Here is a 21,708-nt window from a genome sequence, read left to right as displayed (position 1 = left end):
ATATGCCTGATGTATTTATAATCGGTGTAACTAAGTGCGCGACGACATCGCTCTATGACATGTTGATGCAGCATCCAGGTGTACATACCCAATATCATAAAGAACCTCATTATCATTTCGCTAAATATAAAGGTTTGAATTTCAGTGGGGAAGCGGATAATGATGCAGTTAAACAAATGTTTGTGGCAGATAAAAGTAGATACGAAGCATTATATGATAGTGATAAAATCACAATCGATGCATCTGCTATGACTATAGAAGATGAACGTGCATTGCAAGATATTAATATAAATTATCCTAATTCTAAAATAATTATTTGTGTCCGTAACCCTATACAAAGAGCTTTTTCGGCCTATAGTCATATGAAAAGAGATGTTAGAGAGTCTCTTAGTTTCAGGGAAGCATTAGAAGAAGAGTTAAAAGGTGAAAGAGAAGGTTATTTACCTATTTGGCACTATTATAAATGTGGTTGTTATGTAGATAAAATTAGGTTTTGCAGAGAATTATTCGGAGATAGATTGCTATTAATTAGTTTTGAGGAATTAATAGCTAACCAAATCGAAGTTATGAGAAAAGTAACGAGTTTTTTAAATCTAGTAGCTATAGATTATAAAACAGAGGTTAGTAACAAAAGTGGAAATCCAAAATCAAAATTTCTACAAAAAGCAATCATGAGAAAATCACTAACTAAATCAATTGTAGTATTTTTGGTGCCCTCATATATCAGGAAGAAAATGAAATCTATTATTATGGAGAGAAATACTGCAGATAAAGAGATTTTAAGGAATGAAGACCGTGCTTTCCTTTTTGAACTTTATAAAACTGAAATTAAAAAGTTGTCTGATAGCGAAGATGACGTAATTTTAAAGAAGATATATGAGTTCTAATACATTAAAAATAAAGTATATCGACATGGCTTTGTTGGTTGTGCTGACAATGCTTTTATTCACTTATGTAAAAAAAATATCGATTGAAACTTTCTCTATTTATAGCGCTGTTGAAAAAATTATACCTATCCTATGTGTAGGTATATTACTTACTAAAAAACTTTACACTAATAATGCAGTTAAGCGTACGATCTTCGCATTGATAGCATTTTTAGGTTGGGGAATATTTATCTCATTACTAAATGGGAAAAATTCTTCTATTATAATTTATCAGATCTATCATGAAATAAAATATCCAACATTATTTATGATTGGCTGCGGGATAAGTATTAGATCAAGGTATTTATCGAGTAATAGATTCAATAGATTTATTCTTCTAATACTCGTACTATGTTTCTTAGACATAGCCTTTAGAGAGATTGCTCCCTCTGCTTACAATTCCCTATACAAAGACGGTGGCCATTTAGGTAGAGGGGATTTTAGTGATTTTAATATAGTACGTCATTCCGGAATATTTTGGCACTCTTCTCAGTTAGCTGTTTTTTCAAGCTTAGTTATAATTTACTATATTAGTGAACTAAAAAGTAAAAGTAAGATTAGTACGCTTACGCTTTGCGGCTTGTCAGTAGTTTGCTTGTTGTTTTCTAGGCAACGTTTCGAATTGCTATGCTTACTAACTGTTATTTCAATATATATTTTGGTAAGTATTAGAGTTTTGAATCAGAGAAATTTATCGAAATTACTTTTTATAATTTTGATATCCTCACTACTAGTAGCTCCTTTGTCTATTTTTTTTATACATGTCGATCTCGATAAATTTCGTGAGGTTCCTAGGTTCGTCTTTTATTCCAGATCTTATCTAGAACTAATCGATTCTGCTTTCTTAGGCAAAGGTTGGGGAACTATTGGAAGTCACGCGGCTGCAGATATGACTGATGCATATAACACAATCTATTGGCAACAATATTGGTGGATAAAGGAAGGTTTGTATTCATATGACACATTTTGGCCACATATAATTGGTGAATTAGGCTTACCAGGTTTATTTTTGTGTGTAACACTTGTATGTACAATGTTGAATTTGTTCACAAGTATAAATTCCAAATTAATGTTTCTTTTTCTTGTTCTAACTAGCTTGTCTAGTTCAAATTTACAATCATTTTATTATCTATTAATTACATTCGCGATGATGATTGCGGCAGAGAAGAGGTATTATGGAAATACCTGAGGAAAGTTTAATTAAGAATGATCATTTTACAAGATCTGTTAAATTTGATTTTTCTAAGGATAATCTGCAGCAGTATTTTAGAACTTTATGTTCTAAGTGTGAAGATAACGATAAAATATATAAATATAACGAAGAGTATAACTATATTGAAATTAGCCATGATTACCCACGGTCAGAAGTGGCAACCTTTAGAATACTTAAAGATAGAAATGTTCAAATAAGTTGGAGATTGAAGTTAGATAATCCTAGTGATGAAATAGAGACGACCGTTAGCCAGATTATTGGCTGGCAGGATAGCTGTTTTGATGGTGGGAATTATCACATAAGAAAAAATGGTGATTATTGGCAAGTTTGGATCAGAAATCTTGGTAATAGTACTCGGGATATCCTCTTAAACAAGGAAATCGTATATGGGGAGTGGGTAAGGTTCAATGTTATTGCCAATTTTTCATATACAGATGGAAATTTCCTTCTGAGTATCAAAGATAGTGAATCCTTTGAAGTATATGATTTAATAAAGCATGGTCAAAGTTATGTGAATTGTGATCTTGGGCCTTACCTTAAATTCGGAAGTTACTCTAGCGACTCTTCAAACCTTAAAGTCTCTATTAGTCAAATTTCAATTAACTATCAAAACTGAATATTTTAAATATATGACAAATGAAATTTTGATTCTAATAATTTCAACTTGAACAAATTGAGTTATAGAAGTATCTGCTAATTTTAAGAAAAATTTAATATTCCTTAAAAAAGTGTTTGTTGTATTTAGAATTATTTAAGATTTCATATAAATTTTCAGATGATTCATATTCGCTTTTAAATTTCTTATAAACATTAGAATACCATTTCATTTCTCCTGAATTTATTGATTCAATCTTAACGTCCTGATTAACAAATTCTGATAATATGTGTTCGTTCTCATTTAGTTTATCTAAAGACATAAGTAAACATTCGTACTTTCCATTTTTATATATATTGTAGCCTTTTTTACTTTGAAAAGGTTTTAAGTATACATCAATGCCACTAAATCTTTTTATCTCGTCATCCAGCCAAGTCAAACAATATTCATGATTAAAATACTCTTCGAATGATTCACATAGTATATCGAACCCTTCTCTTCGCGCATCTATATGCTTATTTGAATTATAACCTGACTGTGCTGAGCTAAGCCAAAATGGCAGAGCTTGGAAGAACATCGATATGTTTCGTTGCATTGGTGGCCTGACAATGGTAATAATTTTTATAGAACTTGCTGTTCTAAATATCATCCTCCGCAAAAAGTTACGTAAGATAATAGATACTTTATTCTTAATACCGAAATTTCTTAATTCCCAGTGCAATGGGTTCGGTGGGTTATTATACAATGAATGTAAGTGAAAACTGCCATCTATGTTATTTTCCAATGAGCTTGACCCAACCTTTCCCATCGTGTATACCAATATTATGTCTTTTCTATAACATTTATTTAAGAGATTAATGAGTTTCTTCATTATTTTTCCGATGTTAGTCTTTTAGAATTGGAATTACTTTTTTTAAGAGTGCCAAATTTAATATTGCCATTGATATAGAATATGTTGCTGCAGCTCCAAGTAATCCGTAATGATCTATTAAAATGTAAGACAGTATTATACTAAAAACGCCTGATAGTATATTGAACAACATTACCGTTTTGTATTCACCTTTCATTTGCAATACATATGAAACTGAACCACATAAGACGCTAACTATTTGTCCTATCATCATTACAAGTAAGATTGAGTAAGCAGACGCATATTCTTCTCCAAAAATCATTAATAGTTGCTTTCCAAAATATATGTAGAAAATCGTTACAAAAGATGAAAATGCTATAGATATTTTTATGGAGAGTATAAATACTTTTCTTACATTTAATATATCGCCTGATTTAAAAAAAATTGCATATTTAGGTGCCGTCACAGAGTTTACTGCGACTAAAATAAAGCTTATTAACATTACTAGTCGTAAACATACCGTAAATAAAGAAACTTCTTCAGGCGTGCTAAAACTAGCAAGTATAAACTGTGAAGACCAGTTTAATACTAAGTTGAATATAACAATAATAAATAATGGTAACGATATTTTTATGCTGGAATAAAATAGATTAAAATCGTATTTAAAACTTAATACTTTAGTTTTTCCCAACTTTATTGAATAGAAATAAAGTAATAAAGAAGAAACAAGACATCCAACTAGATAGCTTGCGCATATGTCTACTAAAACAATATTGCTTTTCGTAATGTATATAATTCCAACTAGTATTAATGTAAATGATTGTTGTATGAAATTAAGTGCTAGGATATAAATATATGCTTTATTTTTTGCTTGAAAGAAGTTCGCTATTAGTAAGCAAATATTATAAAAGGGGATAGAAAAAAATGCGAAAGATATTTTTTCAAACCTAAAATTCGGGAATAAATAACTGAGTAATATGCTGTTGTCTAAATAAAGTAGAGACGATAATAAAAAGGAAATAAGAAATATTGGTATTAGATGTGAATGCAGGTATTTTATATACTTACTATCGTTTCTATTTGAGGTAGAAGACAGTTCTTTGACGATATTTTTATCAACACCAAATCTGGAGATATTTGAACTAATTAATACAATCGTTATAAAAAATAAAAATAAGCCGGATTCAGTGGTATTTAAGCTTCTAGTGATAATTAGCGTAAATAAAACAGTACTTACAGCACTAGCTATTTTTGCTAACAGGCTTAATAAACTTCCTGTAATTATATCCCTCATTTGTCGATATCATTCCATTTATTTTTTATTACGAGCTGTTTCAGGTATGAGCAGTAATAAATTATTAGATCTTTGCATGATTGAAAAGAAAGTATGTCGAATACAATTTGTATTGTTTTTCTTCTCAATCCATTACTATAAATCCTTTTTTTTGGTGTAACATAGAAAAAGATTTTCGCAAGTGGACTTGGAGTTTTATCATATAATATAATATCAGCAAAGAATTTAAATATGTTATTTATCCTTCTGAATTCTTCTGGATTCTTGATTTTTTTATTTTCGTTTTTCACAATTAGATGTTCGTTATCTATTAATGAATGATGATAAGCGTAACAATCATTTTGAAAATGTAATGCTAAGTGGTTAAGATTATCCTCTATAGATAGAATTCGAATATTTTCTGAGTTGTAGTAGGCATGTGGAATTGAATACTTGAATAAGGTTTTTGTATCGATAAAAAATTTAAATGGGTTCACTAAAAATCTATGTAAATCTATATATATTCCTCCACTGTACCATGTGGATTCATAAGAGTCTGTGAAGGGTTTATCATCCTTTTGGCTTCTTACAAAATTAAAAATTTTTAAGATTTTTAAAATTTCATTGATGTCTTTATCATTAACTAATATATCAATGTCAGAGGAGCCTCTGGGAGAGTCTGCTTTATATATATTATCATTGAAAGCCATTGATTTTAGCAAGATCAACTTTAATCCTCTGTACTCTAGTTCCTTACTTAGCTTTTTAACGAAATTTCTTTTTTCTAAATAATTTGCAATCACTTGGATCGAAATTTTTTTCAAAGTTAGTGATGCTTTATATTGTTCTAATTGCTTATTTCCTAGGTTTTTTACTACCAGAGGTGCAAGATGATGATATTCGGGGTTTTCTATTAGACTATTAATTGAACGCTGGATAGTCAGTCTATCACTTGGCATATTTCTATTGCAGCAAATCCTAAAGAGATTCGCAATTTCAATATCGTTCATTTTAGTCAGCTTTATGTATTAGATCTGTTACATTCGAAAACAAATTTAGAAAGACTATATGTCCAAACCATAGTAATTTTCTTGGTAATAATGCTCACCGTAATAACTCATTTTCCTTGCTGAAGCCTGAGTCAGCACGATACCAGTAACGTTTGCATTAACTTTATTTAGGCGTGTAATAGTCTCTTTTGCCATGCTGATTTTAGTTTCTTCGGCTTTAACTGCAACTATAGTTGCGTCCGCCATTTTAGCTAATACACATGAGTCGCTTACTGGCAGTGTTGGTGGGCTATCAATAACTATATGTGCAAATCTATCTTTTAAAGACGCAAGTAGATTACTAAAGCGTTTACTGGATATTAATTCCATAGGATTGGGGGGAATGGTTCCACAGGTAATAACGCTAAGGTTAGGCGCTCCTTCAACCTGATGGAACATATTGGTATCTGTTTTACCACTAAGTAAGTCACTTAATCCCATATCGGCTTTAATACCTAAATCCTTACCAACTGCTGGTTTACGCAGATCCATTTCTATTAATAGCGTTTTGTCCATCTGGCTTAACGCTACGGCTAGGTTAATTGCTAGTGTCGTTTTACCTTCAGAGCCATTGGTAGATGTAATTAGAATCGTTTTAGGAGGATTGTCTATGTTTGAGAATAACAATCCCGTACGTATTGTATTGATAGCTTCAGCAAAAGTACTGCGTTGGTCTGCAATATATTGCTTTTCTGGTGCAATTGTATTTTTATTTTTCTTTACCAGTGGCGTAATACCCAGAGAAGGGAGATGAAGTTCTTGTTCTAATTGGTCTGGCGTTCTGAACACATTCCCCATCATTTCCCTGATAAAGGCATAAACAACACCAATAAATACGCCAAAAACAATACTGATAGCCAATACGAGCGTCGCTCGCGGTTTTACCGGAAACTCAGGGATAGTTGCGCTGTCGATTACGCGTATGTTTGATGCGTCATATTCACCTGATACATCGGCTTCCATTAATTTACCCAGGAAGCTTTCGTAGATTCGGCGGTTATTTTCAACCTCGCGTTCTAAGCGGGTAAGTTCGAAACTATCACCTTGGTATGACTGAAGCCCTTCACGTGTTTCTGATATGAGGCGCTTTATATTTTGTTCTTGTGCTTGTGCAGAGCGGTAGTCTTTCTTAATGCTCTCTACTATCTTAGCGGCTTCTCTGTCGAGGTTAGCTTGTGCGCTGGCTAGGTCAGAACGGGCAGCAATCATCTTAGGGTGCTTTTCGCCGTATCGCTCGCTGAGTTCTTGTACTTTACGGCTTAAGGTGCTTTCTTCACGCACTAGATCTCGAATCGTATTGCTCTGTAATACCGGTCCTAAGGAGCGGTAATCGCCACCCTCACGTTCAAGTTGCATAATTTGAGAATACAGATCTTTGGCCTGAGATAGCTGCGTTTGTGCTCGCACGAGTTCGGTATTGAGAGTTTGCAGTTGGGTATTAGCAATGCGTTGTTGCTGCTCCGTATCCATTAGGTTTTGTGACAAACGAAAATCGCGCAGTTTATCCTCGGAGACTTGTAAAGTTTGCCGTAATTCTTCTAACTGTTCGGTTAACCATTCGGCGGTGTCTTTAATTTGGCTTAAACGAGCTTCTAAACCAAATTGAATGTAAGACTCGCTAATGGCATTAACCACATTGGCAGCAAGTGTCGGGTCTTCGTGTTGGTAACTAATATTAATGATCTGGCTTTGAGTACCGCCTTCAACACTTAGCCCTGCTTGAATCCCTTGCGCAAGTATAGTTCGCAATTGTGCGTCGGTAAGCGCCTGAGTTCCTGTAGTAGTAGGCTCTTCTTCTTTTGGAATAAGTGATTTAATAAATGCTTTTATGTCTTTAACCAGGCTTTCATTTTCGCCACTGGCTTTTGCTTCAGCCAGTTCCTGCTTATACCTTTCTACCAGGTTCAATTTGTCTACAACGGTTTCGGCTACTTTGCGAGACTGAATGATTTCGTATTGCGTTTCGTAAAACAGAAACACCATTGAATTCATTACATATTGGTCTTGAGCAGTTGCATTCGGCTGGATGGGATCAGCTTGTATCTTTGCTGACGCCTGATAAATGGGCGTAGCTTTGATGATATAAAAAATAGCTAACGCAATAAAAATGAAGGTAGTTAGAATAATGCTCCACTTACGGCGTTTAAGAATACGAATATATTGGCCGATATCGATAACGTCATCGTCATGTGATTTAACCTGGCCACTGTAGTCCATAGATTGCATGCATTAAATCCTTTTAGAAAAAGCTTTCTTCAACGGTTATTACGTCACCAGGTTGTACTGTGGTGCTCAAAGTAGCGTCAATAGCAGTGCCATTGCCGCTTTCTCTTGTTAATTTAATATTGGTGCGAGATGCGCGTTCAGTAAATCCACCAGCCAAGGTGATTGCTCGCTGCACTGTCATCCCTTCACGGTAGCTATAACCTCCGGGTTTATCCACTTCGCCATTTACGTAAAACTGGCGATATTCAACAATGGTAATGGTGATATCGGGCTTTTTAAGGTAGTCACCTAAGTAGGCGTTATGAATGAGTTTTTCTGCTTCGGAAACACTTAAACCTTTTACGTTAATTTGGCCAACTAATGGCATTGCAATGGTGCCTGTGCTGGAAACCCGAGCTTCTTTCAAACTTAAATCAGGCTCATCAAATACGGTAACACTAATCACATCGTCGGCACTAAGCTTATAGTGTTGTAAGTCTTGTGCTACGGCACTATTAACGAGTGCTAATAAGCAAAATAGCCCAACTAGCAAAGTGCTAGAAGACTTGTTTATCAAACGTAGGTAAGTATTCATATTATTAATCTTCCAATGAAACGATTACACTTAAACCAAAAATGTTAGCTTTGTAATCGGCAATTGCTACCGTTGAATCCCTTTCCTCATATGTATAGTCTGCCGCCAGTGCGACGTTGCGGAGCAGTTCATACTCTAAGCCAAGTTGGTAAGCATAACGTTTATCTTCCCGGTTAGAGCTAAATACCAGTTCGTCATTGGCATATCCCGCATCCGCTTTTAGCTTTAATCGTTCTGTGAGCTCGTGGTTAACAGATAAACCATAGGTAGTTCTTAAAAAACCGCCGGCTTCGTCCAGAGAGGAATCTATGGACTCGCGTTTGGCTGCAGCAATTATTTTTGTATAAGTATTTACTGCCCAGGTGATCTCACCATCATAAGCCAGACCATCGATATCCCGAATGGTATCTAGGTCGTAATCCCGATCTTGATAACCAATATTGATATCACCGGTGAGCTTGCCGGTAAAATCCCAGGTTACGCCAGCACGGTAGCGTTTGTATGTGTTATCCAATTCGAAGTTTATTCCTGGGGTATAGTCTAACTCGGAAATAATCGCTTCTGCGTACACTCGGGTGTTCGGTGCAATTCTGTAGGTAAATCGTCCGGTAAACTGGTCGCTTACATAATCAAAAAAATCTAAATCGTTATTTGTGTAATCTTTATCTGTTCTGCGATAATTCACTGCTATTCGGCCGATAGCCTCTTCAGAGCCATAAGCTAATCCGGCTAATACAAAGTTTTGGTCATACTTGTTGTATTCAGTCATATCTAACTGTAAGCGATTTATTGAGCCCGGGTCTTCGTGTTCTTTTTGATATCCGGCTTCAAATCGTGAACTAAATCGCAATGTATGGTCGAAATCTATTCTCCCACGTAAATCATGGTCCGTGTAATCAGCATCGGACTGGTCTGAAAACTTAGCGTAATCACCATTATAGGATAATTGAAAACGATGTTTGCCTAGTCCACCAACGGCTGCTAACTCAGGGCGAAGGCGTAAGTAGGTATCAGATTGGGCTAGATCATCGATTACACGATAAATATTGTCATCTCGCACTATTGATGCATCAGCTGTGGCAAATAATCCAGGTTTTTCGTCTGATTGTGCAACGGCGTTTGAACTCAGCACTGCTATTGCTAAGGTTGATAATAAAAATGTAGTTGAGTTACGCATTCCCATTACTTCCATAAATCCTTAAACCAATCCCAAATCCCAAGGGAAAAGCCTTTAAATATATCAATGCCCAATGCTGATTTTATTAAGTACAGTACGAGCAGTCCAAATAGGGTTGATGCCCCAATAAACGCAGCCACAAACAAAGCGAAGGTAAAAGCAGAGATTTGCTTTTCTCTTCGGGTAAGCTCTCTGCGGTTACGGCCCATCAGCAGTACAAAATAAACTCTGCTTTTGGCAAAAGGTACGGGGAAGGTTGAACGTATGTCCAGTGAATGCTTTTTCCAACTGCGTGCGCCTAACGCACTATGCAGGTGAGAAAGCTGTTCATCCGTAAAGCTTTGAGCTACTTCTGGCGGCATGCGCTTAAGTAAACTGTTTAGAGCCGGGTCGGCCGTGCTCGGTGCTTTATCGCTTTCCACCATATTCCTTTACACTACCACTGGTTTATTGTGTGCACTACATTGGAACATATTATGCCTATTGTTGGCACTAAATTGCACCAAAAATCTTATGATTGCTATTTATGCCGGTGTTTGCAGCCTTATATGCAAATTCTTATCCACAATCGTTACAAATAATTATGACCAAAAAGTGATAACAAATAAATCTGTGGCTTTTAAGTAAGATTAAGTATTTGGTAGCTGCTTAAACGTTTCAATTGTTTCAGCCAGGTTGATCACCGTGGGGTGGCCATAGTGGCTGGTATCGATATGCAGGGAGTTGCCAATCCAAATGGGGGTTTGGGTTGAGTTATGCCCATGCACCGAAAAGTCTACGCCGTGGTTTACTTTGTGTTGGCGTTTGGTAAAGCGCTCTCTGTCCCAGAGCAGGGGGGCTACGCAGGCTTCGGTATTGCCCGGCATGGTGGTCCAGCTCCAGGTGGGCGGCAGAGTATGTGATATACCAATGGTGTGGCCCTGGTAGTTCAGGGTGATCGAGAGTGGCTGGCGTAAAAACCATTTACACATATTCACCAGGGTTTGAAACTGAGTGTTGCTATGCCATTTGCCGCCATTTTGGGTCCATAGCCTGAGCGCAAAGGTGTCGCGGCTCATTAAGGCTTCGAGCATCATATGTTCGTGGTTGCCTAATACCACATGGGCACCAATTTTGTGCAGGTATGCCACCAGGTGCGGGCTGTCGGGGCCGCGGTCGATAATATCGCCCAGGCTAATTAAGGTATCTTCATCGGGATTAAAGTTTACCTTGTTAAGCTGGGTTTTGAGCCGGCTGTAGTCACCATCCAGATCGCCCACCACAAACACGCGTTTATCGTTGTCGATAGTAAGGTGCTTGGTTAACGGGGCTTTACTAATGGCATTGGTTTTAATTTTCATTATGAATAACGGCAGCTTTGGTTGGTGGTATTAATGGGGTTTATTTATTTTTTGTGTTTTTATAAGTAAACATTGATACCAAATAGCGCTTGGTGTTGCAACGGATAACGGCGTTTGGTTTAGCCCGGATTGTAAAGCGATACCAGCTTTTCATACAGCGGCATGCGTTCTACTAAAATTGCCACAGTAATGGCCGCCATTAGGGATATCCGCAATACCCAGTGTGCTTTGTGGGGCCGCTGAAAGTGCATCTGTATACTAATGCCCAGTATGGCCCCTAACTCGTTGCGCAGGATATCTTCCCACTGAAATGCCCGGCCAACAGAACTTTGAATGGTTTCTACCAGCAGGCTAAGGGCAAATACAATGAGTAAAAAGCGGGGCAGGCGGGTGCGGTTTTTGCCTTTGGTGAAGGGATAAAACGCCAGGGCAAACATACAAAAAAGATGATATGCCCGGTATTCAGGATGGCGCCACCCACGGCGTTTCGCAGCTCTTTCGGCACCGGGATAAAAAACAAGGCAGATAATAATATAAAGCCCAGTACCAATACCCACGGCAATAAAAATGGCGGGCGGGGCTTTAGATGGGGTTCATCCTGAACAGACATTGGCTCTCTGGTATCGGTACATTAACGAGATTGAGTATAACGTATTTACCAAATGAGAGCACAAAGATTATTAACCATGCGTGCTTTGGGGTGGTGTTTATTTGTAAGTAATTGCAAAAGGAAAGGGAACTGCATTACCTAACCTTTAAAGATAAAGCTTGGGCGTTATGGGAGCCTGATATTGTTATGAGATGCGATGTTCGGTAAACCACTTTAAACTCATCTGCTTACTGGCCATAAACTGCTACACTCGCCGGGCAACTATTGTTAACTGTGGGGCTTTTTATGGCATTTTTAAGCGAGAGCACGTTTCAAACCATTATCGGTGCCACGCCGCTGGTGTCTATCGATCTGATTGTGAAAAACGCTAAGGGCGAGGTATTACTGGGCTATCGTACTAATCGCCCGGCGCAGGGGTATTGGTTTGTACCGGGTGGCCGGGTGCAGAAAAACGAACGGCTGGATAACGCATTCTTACGCCTTACCAAGGCCGAATTAGGTGTGGCTATGCAACGTGCTTCGGCAACTTTTATGGGCGTTTATGAGCATTTATATGATGACAGCGCGTTTGATAAAGCGGTATCTACCCATTATGTAGTGCTGGGTTACGAGCTTGAGCTGGATATCAGTTTGGATGCATTGCCAAAAGAACAGCACAATCAGTATGCCTGGATGGCGAGTGATGAACTGCTAAATCGCGACGACGTGCATGTGCATACTAAGTGGTATGTGGCGTAGCCGGGCGTACGTTAAATGTTATTCGTGCTAGTTCAGATAAACGTTAAGGTGTACCGTTATTTGTATGGCCTCCGCTAGGAGGCCGTTTTTATTACTGTACTGGTATTATTTAACGGTGGCTTTGGCGCGCGAGTCTATGGTTTTGAAAATAAAATCCATAAGTTCTGGCTGCCAGATATCGTTATGACCGTCCATGATGCCGTCTTCGGTAAATATATTCATGTACGGGTTGTTACGCTGTACGCGATTTTTAGAGGTCAATTTTAAACAAGGGCCAACTATGGTCGACTCGTTTTGAGTAATGGTGTTCATTGTTTCTACAGGCATTGCTTGCGATTTAAGCTCACTGTATTGGCAATTATCTATACGATTAAGAAAGTGGGTAACATAGGCATCATAGTGCCCTATGCCTGTCATATCAGCCCGCCATTCTTTAACCAGGTGGTGGTTGGCCTGGTTGCTGGTTGCCTTGGAGTTAAAAGGGCGGCAGTATTTAGCGGTTGTTTTCTCGTGGGTTTCAAACAAGACGTTGGGAATTCGGCCCACCGGAAAGGTCCACCTTACTGCCCAGTCTTCTGCAGCGCTTAGCAGCATTAACCTGGGCGGTTGATAGGCGGGATATGCCCGGCATTCATCTTGCGAGAGATCGTACAATGAATGGTATAACATGGCTTCGAATGCCGGGTTAATTAACACCACCAAATCGCCAAATCCTGCAACCGCCTTGGTTGTGTTAAACGGCCGGCTTTGTATATATCGCTCGGCTAATATACTCTGAATTGAGGAGAACAACGCCGCGCCACCAAAACTGTGACCAATGGTTACCATAGTATTGTTGGGCGACTGATGTTTAACAATATCTTCCAGCTCCAATAAGGTAGTGATCATGCCATTACGGCCTACCTGATGAGCGGTTTGTTTTCTGTCCCAGAAGGTTAGAAGGTGGTTAAGGTACCAGGGAAAGCGTCGGCCATGCCAGCCAAGGTATACGCCTACCACCTGTTGGCCTGGGTTTTCTTTAGCCAAACGGCTAAGAACCTGGCGAAGTTTAATAATATCACCGTCTTCATCGTCACCATCGGCATTATGATTCCAACCGTGAATGTAAGTTACTAACAATGTGGGTTGGTTTGAGTGGGTAAGCGATCGTAACTGGTTCATTACGGTTTTTTTATTGGCGGCGCTGTAAACGGCTCCTTGATCGTCAAACTCAACAAAATGCAGCTGATAGGTTGTATTGGCACTGGTACTCGTAGCGGCTGATTTAGTCATACCCGACGTGGCGCAGGCGTTCTTGCCATGATAAGGGCAGATACTGCTATAGTCGCTTCTGAAAGCACCGGTATTTATACACCCTGAGGTGATCAGCGTTAGCATGAGTAAGCTTAAGGATTTGAGCGTTTTTTTGTGGCGTTGGAGTAGCTTGAGTAATTGGGTCATGAGTCGATTCTTATTTTTAATGTCATTGGAACGGGCTTTTATTTAGGCATGGTGAAAAACTGACTGCGTTATTTCACGCATGCCTCATACAATCTGGTGTTAGTGCCATTAATTACCGGTAATAAACGATCGAATACTGTCGAAGCCGGAGCGGTAGGCAAAGAATATCCCTACATCATCGGCGCCTTTGCCTAAATTCGCTTTAAATCCAACCACAAAACGGCCTTCGTCGGGATCGGCATCCGGGGCGTTATTTAATTGCCATTCGCCGCGGATCAGCCAGCGTTTTTGATCTTCCAGACCTCCGTACTCTTCAAAATTGAGGTAACTTACCCACACCTTTCCACGAGGAATACTATTTTTGGCATTACGGGTACTATTACCAAAATATAAGTACTCGCCCAGTAAACCATAATAATGCACTACAGCGTCTTGTTCGTCGGTTATGCTGTCGCGGGTTTTAAAGCCTGCCAGCGCCCCTACTGTAAAATAATCCTTGAGCGTATCATCTTTGTCAGCCCAAAAGTTGGTGGTCACTTTGGTGTAAATGTCCAGTGAGTCGGATACGTCATTGAAGGTGGGTTGACTCGGTTTTGAGGTTTCATCTTCGGGCATTTCTTCAGGCTGGTCGCCTTCTGCATCAGTGGCGGGTTCTGTGGGTGTGCTGTTATCTTCTGAGTCGGTAAGCGTAGGGCTGCTTGCAAAGAGTCCGCCGATTTCCCAGTGCAGTGTATTGCCGCTTTCAGAGCGCCATCTGCCGTCAAAACCAAATTGGGCAAAGGGGGTTTGCTCCTGCAGCCCTTCGTGTTCGTTATCTTCGTTGTACGATGAGTTGAGTGAATAACCCACCATAAACTGGTTAGTCCAGCTTGAGCCATCACTGGGTTTGTAATAATTATTTGCGCAGTTTTTGGTGAGGTTGTTTATCCAGTCTTTACGCGCTGTTTCGGTTACCGCGGTGGCGGGCGAACCTGGGTGTTTTTTTACTGCAAAATGGTCAAGATCAATGGTATCGATCTCCCGGCCAGCAGAGCAGGTGTTAAAACTGGCCTCGAAACTTTGGATCTCTGTTTCGACACAGGTTTGTTGATCGGCATCTTCGCAGCGAACAGTCAGAGTGGAACTGGCGTTAGCCTTAGTTATGGTAACCGCGGTTAACAGGGTAGTGGTTATTATCATTATTGAGGAATATTGAGATGTTTTCATTGCTTTTCCTTGTATGTTTTTTATACAAGTTGATGCAGTGGGCGGTTTCTCTCATTAAAATTTCAAAACGTGGATTTTAGTGGTGTACAAAATAACGGGCTGGCTAAGTGCGATGGGCTAAAGGGGGGAGAATTGGCAAGTCTTTTTGTGTAGGTAGGTTTGACAAAGGCAGCGCTTAAGTAAAGCGCTGCCTGTAACCAGACTGGTATTTAGATCACCTCAAACTCAACTTCAACGTTACCGCGGGTGGCATTGGAGTATGGGCATACTTCGTGCGCCTTGGCTACCATGGCCTCTTTATCGGTATCGATGTCACCTAAATCTACGATCAGTTTTACTTTAATCGCAAAGCCGGTAGGAATGGGGCCAATGCCTACTTCGCCGGTTACTTTAACGTCTTCCGGTAATGTTACTTTTTCCTGACCCGCCACAAAGCCCAGCGCGCCAATAAAGCAGGCTGCATAGCCAGCAGCAAACATCTGTTCAGGGTTTGTGCCCGGGCCATCGTCACCGCCCAGACCTTTTGGTACCGACAGGTCGGTTTTTAAACGGCCATCATCAGATTCCGCTTTACCGCCACGACCGCCGGTTGCTGTTGCTACGCCAGTGTAAAGTACATCATCTAATTTATGCATAGGGGTGTCCTCCTGAAATTTACTTTGTATGCAAAGTAAAAGTAGCAAACCTGTGGTTGCCTGACAACTATTTTGTATGCAAAATAATGGCAGAGGTATTTTTGTTATGACAGATGACGATCTGCTAAAGCTGGACAACCAGTTGTGCCACCGTTTTTATTCCGTATCCAATGCATTCACCCGGGCTTATCGGCCGTTGTTGCAAAAAATGGATATTACTTATCCGCAGTATCTTGTGTTGTTGGCATTGTGGGAGCATAAACAGCTCACTATTTCTGCGCTGGTAGAAAAAAGCCGGATCGATCCCGGTGGTTTAACGCTTATCCTGAAAAAGCTGGAGCAAAAGGGTTATGTGCATATTCAACCATCAGAACAAGACAAGCGGGTAAAACAGGTGGTATTAACCACCAAGGGTAAAGCAGCTAAAGCCGAGGCGGCGGCTATTCCTAAAGAGTTATTGTGTCAGATTGAAAACCTCGACATGAATGAGTTGCAGTTACTCAGTGGCCTTATTGATAAGCTGTACTGTGATTTAACGCATTCCTGATATTTTGTTTACCCTTCTCAGTCATCCCGCATGTTCTTCCTTCATCATCCCGGGGATGTTACCACTTTCGTCATCCTCGAGGATGCTACCACTTTCGTCATCCCCGCATGCTCTTGAGCGGGGAACTCCTTAAAAAGCTATTTAACCTGAGCCAAACTGATTGGGAGATACCGGCTCGTGGGCCGGGATGACAGTAATGATATTGTCATCCCCGCATGCTTTTGAGCGGGGATCTCCTGAAAAGGTTATTTTGCCTGAGTTAAACTGTTAGGGAGATCCCGGCTCGTGGGCCGGGATGACGGGAATGATATTGTCATCCCCGCATGCTCTTGAGCGGGGAACTCCTTAAAAAGGCTATTTAACCTGAGCCAAACTGTTTAGGAGATCCCGGCTCAAGGCCGGGATGACAGTATTTATTTGGCCGGGGTGACAGTCATTTTTTGGCCGGGATGACAGAATTAAAAATAGTCATCCCCGCATGCACCTCCTCCATTATCCCGCGGATGCTACCATTATCCCGCGGATGCTACCACCTCCGTCATCCCCGCATGCTTTTGAGCGGGGATCTCCTAAATAAGCAGGGCTCTCCTAAAAAGGCTGTTGAAGGTGAGCCAAACTGTTTAGGAGATCCCGGCTCAAGGCCGGGATGACGGGAATGATAATAGTCATCCCCGCATGCACCCCCCTCCATTATCCCGCGGATGCTACCACCTCCGTCATCCCCGCATGCTTTTGAGCGGGGATCTCCTGAAAAGGTTATTTTGCCTGAGTTAAACTGTTAGGGAGATCCCGGCTCGTGGGCCGGGATGACGGGAATGATATTGTCATCCCCGCATGCTCTTGAGCGGGGAACTCCTTAAAAAGGCTATTTAACCTGAGCCAAACTGTTTAGGAGATCCCGGCTCAAGGCCGGGATGACAGTATTTATTTGGCCGGGGTGACAGTCATTTTTTGGCCGGGATGACAGAATTAAAAATAGTCATCCCCGCATGCACCTCCTCCATTATCCCGCGGATGCTACCATTATCCCGCGGATGCTACCACCTCCGTCATCCCCGCATGCTTTTGAGCGGGGATCTCCTAAATAAGCAGGGCTCTCCTAAAAAGGCTGTTGAAGGTGAGCCAAACTGTTTAGGAGATCCCGGCTCAAGGCCGGGATGACGGGAAATTTTTGGCCGGGATGACGGGAAATTTTTGGCCGGGATGACCGTATTTATTTGGCCGGGGTGACAGTCATTTTTTGGCCGGGATGACAGCATATGTATGCTGGCTGCCCGGGATGGGAAGCGGAATATCCTTGGTCTATCTGATATCAGATATCTGCACTGCGTAATAATCATAATGCTGTACAGAACAACGCAGCTCATTACACTAGGTGCCTAATTTTTACAGCTAAATACCATGTTCAGTTAAAATTTTAGCCCTAATGTTGTTATCCCATTTTCCTGTGTTGTACAAGTCATTGTATGGAAACGAGTAGGTAATCATTACTCTTGATAAAGCTTCGCTTGTTGGAGCGTCACCAAAGGTGTTTGTTAACGGGTCAAACTCCTCAATTTCGATGTCAAACATGATCGCTTCCGCTGCCTCACTCAGGTATTGATATACTTCAAACTTCAATGTTTCAGAACTGGTCTTCGACTCATATAACTTAGCCATCACAACTAAAGCAAGCGACGGTGCAAGGCCTTTTAATGCCAACACTGCGTTCCCTCTTTCATGGTCTTCCGCTTGCTCATCCATAGCTAAACCATATGCCGTTTTAACACTGTAAAAATAAAGGTTATCGTCTTTTAGCTGTGTGCGTACCTTACCGTCCAGCTCAGCACTTGGGTAGCCGAATTTCAAATACATGGCAGATAGCCTCTCATTGCTTGGCTTATGCGTTCTTGCTAGTTCAAGGTACCTTTTCCATGCCGAAACTTCATCGCTTGAAAACCAATCGGCTGTTCCTAAAAACCACCAGACTGAAGTGTTATCGAGGTTGAGTTCTGCAAAATCCATAATTCGGTTTACAAGGTGCGGCTCTTCAAACGCGCGGTACAAGGCATGCAGGAGGTTTATGTAAAGAAGCGGCTCTGACTTAAATTTATTAAAATACGTGTCTATATCTTTAAAAGTAAACGCATCAGTATTTTGAAGGTAGCGTATAAGTGCTTTTGCTGACTCATTGTGCGGCGTAGAATCGCCCTCAGCTATCGCTTCAATGTATGCGTCGATGCTAGCGTATCTCAAATTGCTTTTCGCGGTTTCGAATTGCTGCGTTATCGTAGCTAACTCTTTTTTTAATAAGGCGATCTCGGCTTGAGCGACTTGTTTTTGCTTATCTATTAACGCCAGTTCTTCATCTAGCGCTTTCGTTTTTTCCAATACATCTTTTTCTTTTTGGGAGATACTGTCTTCAGCTTCGGCTAAGGAAGCTTTTATTTTTTCAATAGCCTCTAGTTCAGCTTGCAAGTCAGCTTCTTGTACAGCCATCTCATTTCTTATTGCATTAATTGCATCCTGATCTTTTGTAATTTTTTTCTGCCGGGCTGCTACATCGTTTTCAATTGTTTTTAGTTCATTGCGTTTTATATCAAGCTGCTTTTTAGCTTGTTCTGCTTCTTTCTTTTCTAATGTTGCCAGTCGAGCTGAATTTTCGTAGTAACCCGTATAAAGTTGAAAGCTCAGCGTTGCAGCGGCAACTATACTCGGAAGAATTGCAAACAAAATTACAGGTCTTTGGAACCATCGGCGCAATTGCTCGTGTTTTTGTAGTTCTAACAAGTCTACTTCTAACGCTAGTTTACGTTGTTCTAATGCGGAGTTGCTTGGGTATTCCTGCGCCATAAATTGCCTTGTTCTTGTGATATAACTTGTCGTAATAAGTAACGCTGAAATGGTGTTGAGCCGCCTTCCTATGAGGGAGATTAAATGGCAATTTCCTCATGTTTTGGCGACAAACTTGTAAGAGTTAATCATGCGGTGTGGTTAAATAATAAACAGTGTTGGTGTTATGTCAAATACCCTATTAACCGAATGATGAAGCCAAATCGACAGTGAAAGCTGTGGTCGACTTCTACGGACCAACTGTCTTTGTGGAGATGGGGAAGTTCCCCAGCATTTTTGATCACAAAGCTCCCAATTCACCAGAATCCATGGTCATCGGTGGACAGCCCCATTTGCCAGAAAATGCACAAAAAGTTGACGAGTACAATCCAATCACATACATATCCACTGAGCGTAATTTGCCGCCATTTTTGATTATGCATGCTAATTCCGATCCCGTTGTTCCTTTTAATCAAAGCGTGTTGTTGTATCAGGCACTACGAACGAATAACCATGAAGTGGTGTTCTACAATGTACAGGGGGGAGGTCGTGGCTATCGGTTTTTCATTCCTGCCGTTACCCAAAAAGTAGGTGCGTTTTTCAAAAAGCATCTGTAATGGAACTGCGCATTTCCTTGCGGATATTGTGAGTAGTTCGCACAGCCGGTACACCGTGAACCGGCTGTGCCCACAAAACTTAAGCCCTGGTAAACAGAATAGAAATCCTTAACTACGCCACTATTGCTGCGGCTTGTTGTAATTCGCGGCGGGATAGTTGGTTGGCTTTGTCGCCGCCGAAGCTGTGAATAATGTTATAGGCGCTGCTGGCTGGGATCCTTTGGTGAATACACAGGGCGTAGAGGAATAGGCGGCAGCGCTCGCAGTTACCATCGCAGTGCAGGTAAACTTTGCCGCCTTCGCGCAGGGTTTCGGCTACTTCCTGCAAGTACTGTTGCATAAAAGCTTTTTCGGTATCGTTGTTAACAAAAATATCGGCGATATTGAACGGGAGCCATAACCAGTGCAGCCCTGCCTCGGCTACATCACTTTTTAACTCAGGTTTGTTTTCTTCTGATGTCTGAATGGTGGCTATATGAGTAACGCCTTGCCCGCGTAACTTAGTGAGGTATTCAGGTGTGGGCCTGGCGCCCAGGGTAATGCGCCCGTTGCCAACGGTAAACCACGAAAGGCTGGATGTCATAACGAAATACTACGGTTAAGTGCTCTACACCACATAATAGTAAATTGAAAAGTAATGGCAACTGCAACCGCCAATTACAAACAAATGCCAGATGGCGTGGGTGTATTTTTTTGACTTAGCGACATAAAACAGCACGCCTATGCTAAAGCATAAGCCGCCGGCTACAATCAGCCACAATCCGGAGCCTGGCAGCGCCTGATAAAGGGGGTAAATTAATCCCAGCGCTATCCACCCCATGATCAGGTATGTCACTACCGATACTTTGGGAAAGCGGTGTCTGGCTATCATCTTAAAGGCCACGCCGGCTATTGCCAGTAGCCAGATAAACGCAGTGGCAATAACGCCAAGCGTGCCGCCAATGGCTACCAGTGTAAGGGGAGTATAAGTGCCCGCAATCAGCAAATAGATGGCGCTGTGATCAAACAGTTTTAACAGGCCTTTGGCCTTCTGATGGGTTACCGCGTGGTAAATCGTTGACGACAAAAACATAAAAATTAATGTGCCGCCATAAACTGCCGAAGCGGTAACACTTACCGACGTTTCGGCACGCAGTAACATATACACCAATCCCATAATGGCCGCCACACAGGCGAGGCCGTGGCTGATGCTATTGAGCCATTCTTCTGCAACTGAATAAGCGCGTTTGGGTAGTGAAGTCATAGTTTTCCTCTTGCTCTGTTTTGTCAGTGTAATATTTCGGCGAACACTTGTACACTCAAAAAAAGGTACTTTTATGGCGCAGAGGAAGTGGCAACAATGCCGTGATTGATCTTGAGTCAGGTACTCCTGGTTCGTGTAGTTGGGCTGATACATGCTGTTTGTTGGAAAGGATGTGTATGGAGATCCCCGGTCAATTTCTTTCTTGTCATCCCGGCCTCCGAGCCGGGAGCTCCCAAGCAGTTTGGCTTAGCTTAAGTAATCTTTTCAGGGGATCCCCGCTCAAGAGCGTGCGGGGATGACGGAGTGGGGAGCGTGCGGGGATGACGGGGTTGTTTGCGTGCGGGGATGACGGGGTTGTTTGCGTGCGGGGATGACGATTTTCATTCCTGTCATCCCGGCCTCCGAGCCGGGATCTCCTAAGCAGTTTGGCTCAGGTAAAATAGCCTTTTTAGGAGATCCCCGCTTAAGAGCGTGCGGGGATGACGGAGGGGGTTGCGTGCGGGGATGACGGAGGGGGAGCGTGCGGGGATGACCTGGTTATTGATGCTGCGTCGAAGAATGCCCCGTCATTCCGGCTTAAAAAATTAACGTCATCCCGGTCAATTTCTCTCTTGTCATCCCGGCCAATTTCTTTCTTG

The 21,708-nt window shown here is 41.1% G+C and carries 21 protein-coding genes; 6 read left to right on the top strand and 15 right to left on the bottom strand.

Annotated features, from left to right (window positions below):
- Positions 1–2 precede the first annotated feature (2 nt).
- The 3 genes from AC566Q_RS19395 to AC566Q_RS19385 are packed head-to-tail and all read left to right on the top strand — an operon-like array spanning position 3 to position 2,755.
- Complete coding sequence (locus tag AC566Q_RS19395) at positions 3–887, top strand: sulfotransferase family protein (protein ID WP_499609645.1); 885 nt, start codon at positions 3–5, stop codon at positions 885–887.
- Entirely contained in the window at positions 877–2,115 is a 1,239-nt protein-coding gene (locus tag AC566Q_RS19390) for an O-antigen ligase family protein (protein WP_499609642.1), read from the top strand. The genes AC566Q_RS19395 and AC566Q_RS19390 overlap by 11 nt, the downstream gene beginning before the upstream one ends.
- The gene (locus AC566Q_RS19385) at positions 2,102–2,755 is read left to right on the top strand and encodes a hypothetical protein (RefSeq protein WP_499609639.1); all 654 of its coding nucleotides are present in this window, start codon (positions 2,102–2,104) and stop codon (positions 2,753–2,755) included. The genes AC566Q_RS19390 and AC566Q_RS19385 overlap by 14 nt, the downstream gene beginning before the upstream one ends.
- Positions 2,756–2,849: 94 nt before the next feature.
- Here AC566Q_RS19385 and AC566Q_RS19380 read toward each other — a convergent pair whose 3' ends face one another.
- The 9 genes from AC566Q_RS19380 to AC566Q_RS19340 form a co-directional block, all read right to left on the bottom strand.
- Entirely contained in the window at positions 2,850–3,605 is a 756-nt protein-coding gene (locus AC566Q_RS19380; RefSeq protein ID WP_499609637.1) for a putative capsular polysaccharide synthesis family protein, read from the bottom strand.
- Positions 3,606–3,618: 13 nt separating this feature from the next.
- On the bottom strand, positions 3,619–4,878 hold the full coding sequence (locus AC566Q_RS19375) for an oligosaccharide flippase family protein (RefSeq protein WP_499609635.1): 1,260 nt from the start codon (positions 4,876–4,878) through the stop codon (positions 3,619–3,621).
- Entirely contained in the window at positions 4,875–5,867 is a 993-nt protein-coding gene (locus AC566Q_RS19370; protein WP_499609633.1) for a nucleotidyltransferase family protein, read from the bottom strand. Before AC566Q_RS19370 ends, AC566Q_RS19375 begins: the two co-directional genes overlap by 4 nt.
- A 54-nt stretch (positions 5,868–5,921) precedes the next feature.
- The gene (locus AC566Q_RS19365; protein ID WP_499609630.1) at positions 5,922–8,132 is read right to left on the bottom strand and encodes a GumC family protein; all 2,211 of its coding nucleotides are present in this window, start codon (positions 8,130–8,132) and stop codon (positions 5,922–5,924) included.
- 13 nt (positions 8,133–8,145) lie between these two features.
- Positions 8,146–8,706 carry a polysaccharide biosynthesis/export family protein gene (locus AC566Q_RS19360; RefSeq protein WP_499609628.1) on the bottom strand — a complete coding sequence of 187 codons (561 nt, stop codon included), beginning with the start codon at positions 8,704–8,706 and terminating at the stop codon, positions 8,146–8,148.
- Positions 8,707–8,710: 4 nt separating this feature from the next.
- Positions 8,711–9,889 (bottom strand): outer membrane beta-barrel protein, encoded by a 1,179-nt coding sequence (locus AC566Q_RS19355; RefSeq protein ID WP_499609625.1) that lies wholly within the window; start codon positions 9,887–9,889, stop codon positions 8,711–8,713.
- Positions 9,889–10,308 carry a hypothetical protein gene (locus tag AC566Q_RS19350; protein ID WP_499609622.1) on the bottom strand — a complete coding sequence of 140 codons (420 nt, stop codon included), beginning with the start codon at positions 10,306–10,308 and terminating at the stop codon, positions 9,889–9,891. Before AC566Q_RS19350 ends, AC566Q_RS19355 begins: the two co-directional genes overlap by 1 nt.
- 204 nt (positions 10,309–10,512) lie before the next feature.
- The gene (locus AC566Q_RS19345) at positions 10,513–11,223 is read right to left on the bottom strand and encodes a metallophosphoesterase (protein ID WP_499609620.1); all 711 of its coding nucleotides are present in this window, start codon (positions 11,221–11,223) and stop codon (positions 10,513–10,515) included.
- Positions 11,224–11,342: 119 nt separating this feature from the next.
- Positions 11,343–11,660, bottom strand: coding sequence for a VanZ family protein (locus tag AC566Q_RS19340; protein WP_499609616.1), 318 nt, complete (start codon positions 11,658–11,660; stop codon positions 11,343–11,345).
- A 458-nt stretch (positions 11,661–12,118) separates the two neighbouring features.
- Here AC566Q_RS19340 and AC566Q_RS19335 point away from each other — a divergent pair, with 458 nt between their 5' ends.
- Positions 12,119–12,571: a GDP-mannose mannosyl hydrolase gene (locus AC566Q_RS19335; protein WP_499609602.1), complete on the top strand. Its 453-nt coding sequence runs from the start codon at positions 12,119–12,121 to the stop codon at positions 12,569–12,571.
- Positions 12,572–12,676: 105 nt separating this feature from the next.
- Here the strand turns inward: AC566Q_RS19335 and AC566Q_RS19330 are convergent, their stop codons facing one another.
- The 3 genes from AC566Q_RS19330 to AC566Q_RS19320 form a co-directional block, all read right to left on the bottom strand.
- On the bottom strand, positions 12,677–14,011 hold the full coding sequence (locus tag AC566Q_RS19330) for a hypothetical protein (RefSeq protein WP_499609597.1): 1,335 nt from the start codon (positions 14,009–14,011) through the stop codon (positions 12,677–12,679).
- A gap of 108 nt (positions 14,012–14,119) precedes the next feature.
- On the bottom strand, positions 14,120–15,217 hold the full coding sequence (locus AC566Q_RS19325) for a hypothetical protein (protein WP_499609593.1): 1,098 nt from the start codon (positions 15,215–15,217) through the stop codon (positions 14,120–14,122).
- Positions 15,218–15,426: 209 nt separating this feature from the next.
- Positions 15,427–15,852: an organic hydroperoxide resistance protein gene (locus AC566Q_RS19320; RefSeq protein ID WP_499609590.1), complete on the bottom strand. Its 426-nt coding sequence runs from the start codon at positions 15,850–15,852 to the stop codon at positions 15,427–15,429.
- A gap of 106 nt (positions 15,853–15,958) precedes the next feature.
- Here AC566Q_RS19320 and AC566Q_RS19315 point away from each other — a divergent pair, with 106 nt between their 5' ends.
- Positions 15,959–16,399 (top strand): MarR family winged helix-turn-helix transcriptional regulator, encoded by a 441-nt coding sequence (locus AC566Q_RS19315; protein WP_105933624.1) that lies wholly within the window; start codon positions 15,959–15,961, stop codon positions 16,397–16,399.
- A 1,392-nt stretch (positions 16,400–17,791) separates the two neighbouring features.
- Here AC566Q_RS19315 and AC566Q_RS19310 read toward each other — a convergent pair.
- Positions 17,792–19,231, bottom strand: a complete 1,440-nt coding sequence (locus AC566Q_RS19310; protein WP_499609584.1) for a hypothetical protein — start codon at positions 19,229–19,231, stop codon at positions 17,792–17,794.
- A 209-nt stretch (positions 19,232–19,440) separates the two neighbouring features.
- On the opposite strand from AC566Q_RS19310, the gene AC566Q_RS19305 reads away from it, so the two are divergent.
- Positions 19,441–19,827 carry a prolyl oligopeptidase family serine peptidase gene (locus AC566Q_RS19305; RefSeq protein ID WP_105936722.1) on the top strand — a complete coding sequence of 129 codons (387 nt, stop codon included), beginning with the start codon at positions 19,441–19,443 and terminating at the stop codon, positions 19,825–19,827.
- Positions 19,828–19,939: 112 nt separating this feature from the next.
- Here AC566Q_RS19305 and AC566Q_RS19300 read toward each other — a convergent pair whose 3' ends face one another.
- On the bottom strand, positions 19,940–20,410 hold the full coding sequence (locus tag AC566Q_RS19300) for a protein-tyrosine phosphatase family protein (protein ID WP_499609581.1): 471 nt from the start codon (positions 20,408–20,410) through the stop codon (positions 19,940–19,942).
- 24 nt (positions 20,411–20,434) lie between these two features.
- Positions 20,435–21,070 (bottom strand): PAQR family membrane homeostasis protein TrhA, encoded by a 636-nt coding sequence (trhA, locus tag AC566Q_RS19295; protein WP_499609578.1) that lies wholly within the window; start codon positions 21,068–21,070, stop codon positions 20,435–20,437.
- Positions 21,071–21,708 lie beyond the last annotated feature (638 nt).

This window comes from Alteromonas sp. H02 (genome assembly GCF_059682525.1).
The sequence above is the reverse complement of the archived record's forward strand: the minus strand, read 5'-3'. Positions and strand labels throughout refer to the sequence as shown.

Coding starts and splice junctions, on each gene's coding strand:
- AC566Q_RS19395 (WP_499609645.1), top strand. CDS start 3: ATGCCTGATGTATTTATAATCGGTGTAACTAAGTGCGCGACGACATCG.
- AC566Q_RS19390 (WP_499609642.1), top strand. CDS start 877: ATGAGTTCTAATACATTAAAAATAAAGTATATCGACATGGCTTTGTTG.
- AC566Q_RS19385 (WP_499609639.1), top strand. CDS start 2,102: ATGGAAATACCTGAGGAAAGTTTAATTAAGAATGATCATTTTACAAGA.
- AC566Q_RS19380 (WP_499609637.1), bottom strand. CDS start 3,605: ATGAAGAAACTCATTAATCTCTTAAATAAATGTTATAGAAAAGACATA.
- AC566Q_RS19375 (WP_499609635.1), bottom strand. CDS start 4,878: ATGAGGGATATAATTACAGGAAGTTTATTAAGCCTGTTAGCAAAAATA.
- AC566Q_RS19370 (WP_499609633.1), bottom strand. CDS start 5,867: ATGAACGATATTGAAATTGCGAATCTCTTTAGGATTTGCTGCAATAGA.
- AC566Q_RS19365 (WP_499609630.1), bottom strand. CDS start 8,132: ATGCAATCTATGGACTACAGTGGCCAGGTTAAATCACATGACGATGAC.
- AC566Q_RS19360 (WP_499609628.1), bottom strand. CDS start 8,706: ATGAATACTTACCTACGTTTGATAAACAAGTCTTCTAGCACTTTGCTA.
- AC566Q_RS19355 (WP_499609625.1), bottom strand. CDS start 9,889: ATGGGAATGCGTAACTCAACTACATTTTTATTATCAACCTTAGCAATA.
- AC566Q_RS19350 (WP_499609622.1), bottom strand. CDS start 10,308: ATGGTGGAAAGCGATAAAGCACCGAGCACGGCCGACCCGGCTCTAAAC.
- AC566Q_RS19345 (WP_499609620.1), bottom strand. CDS start 11,223: ATGAAAATTAAAACCAATGCCATTAGTAAAGCCCCGTTAACCAAGCAC.
- AC566Q_RS19340 (WP_499609616.1), bottom strand. CDS start 11,660: ATGTTTGCCCTGGCGTTTTATCCCTTCACCAAAGGCAAAAACCGCACC.
- AC566Q_RS19335 (WP_499609602.1), top strand. CDS start 12,119: ATGGCATTTTTAAGCGAGAGCACGTTTCAAACCATTATCGGTGCCACG.
- AC566Q_RS19330 (WP_499609597.1), bottom strand. CDS start 14,011: ATGACCCAATTACTCAAGCTACTCCAACGCCACAAAAAAACGCTCAAA.
- AC566Q_RS19325 (WP_499609593.1), bottom strand. CDS start 15,217: ATGAAAACATCTCAATATTCCTCAATAATGATAATAACCACTACCCTG.
- AC566Q_RS19320 (WP_499609590.1), bottom strand. CDS start 15,852: ATGCATAAATTAGATGATGTACTTTACACTGGCGTAGCAACAGCAACC.
- AC566Q_RS19315 (WP_105933624.1), top strand. CDS start 15,959: ATGACAGATGACGATCTGCTAAAGCTGGACAACCAGTTGTGCCACCGT.
- AC566Q_RS19310 (WP_499609584.1), bottom strand. CDS start 19,231: ATGGCGCAGGAATACCCAAGCAACTCCGCATTAGAACAACGTAAACTA.
- AC566Q_RS19300 (WP_499609581.1), bottom strand. CDS start 20,410: ATGACATCCAGCCTTTCGTGGTTTACCGTTGGCAACGGGCGCATTACC.
- trhA (WP_499609578.1), bottom strand. CDS start 21,070: ATGACTTCACTACCCAAACGCGCTTATTCAGTTGCAGAAGAATGGCTC.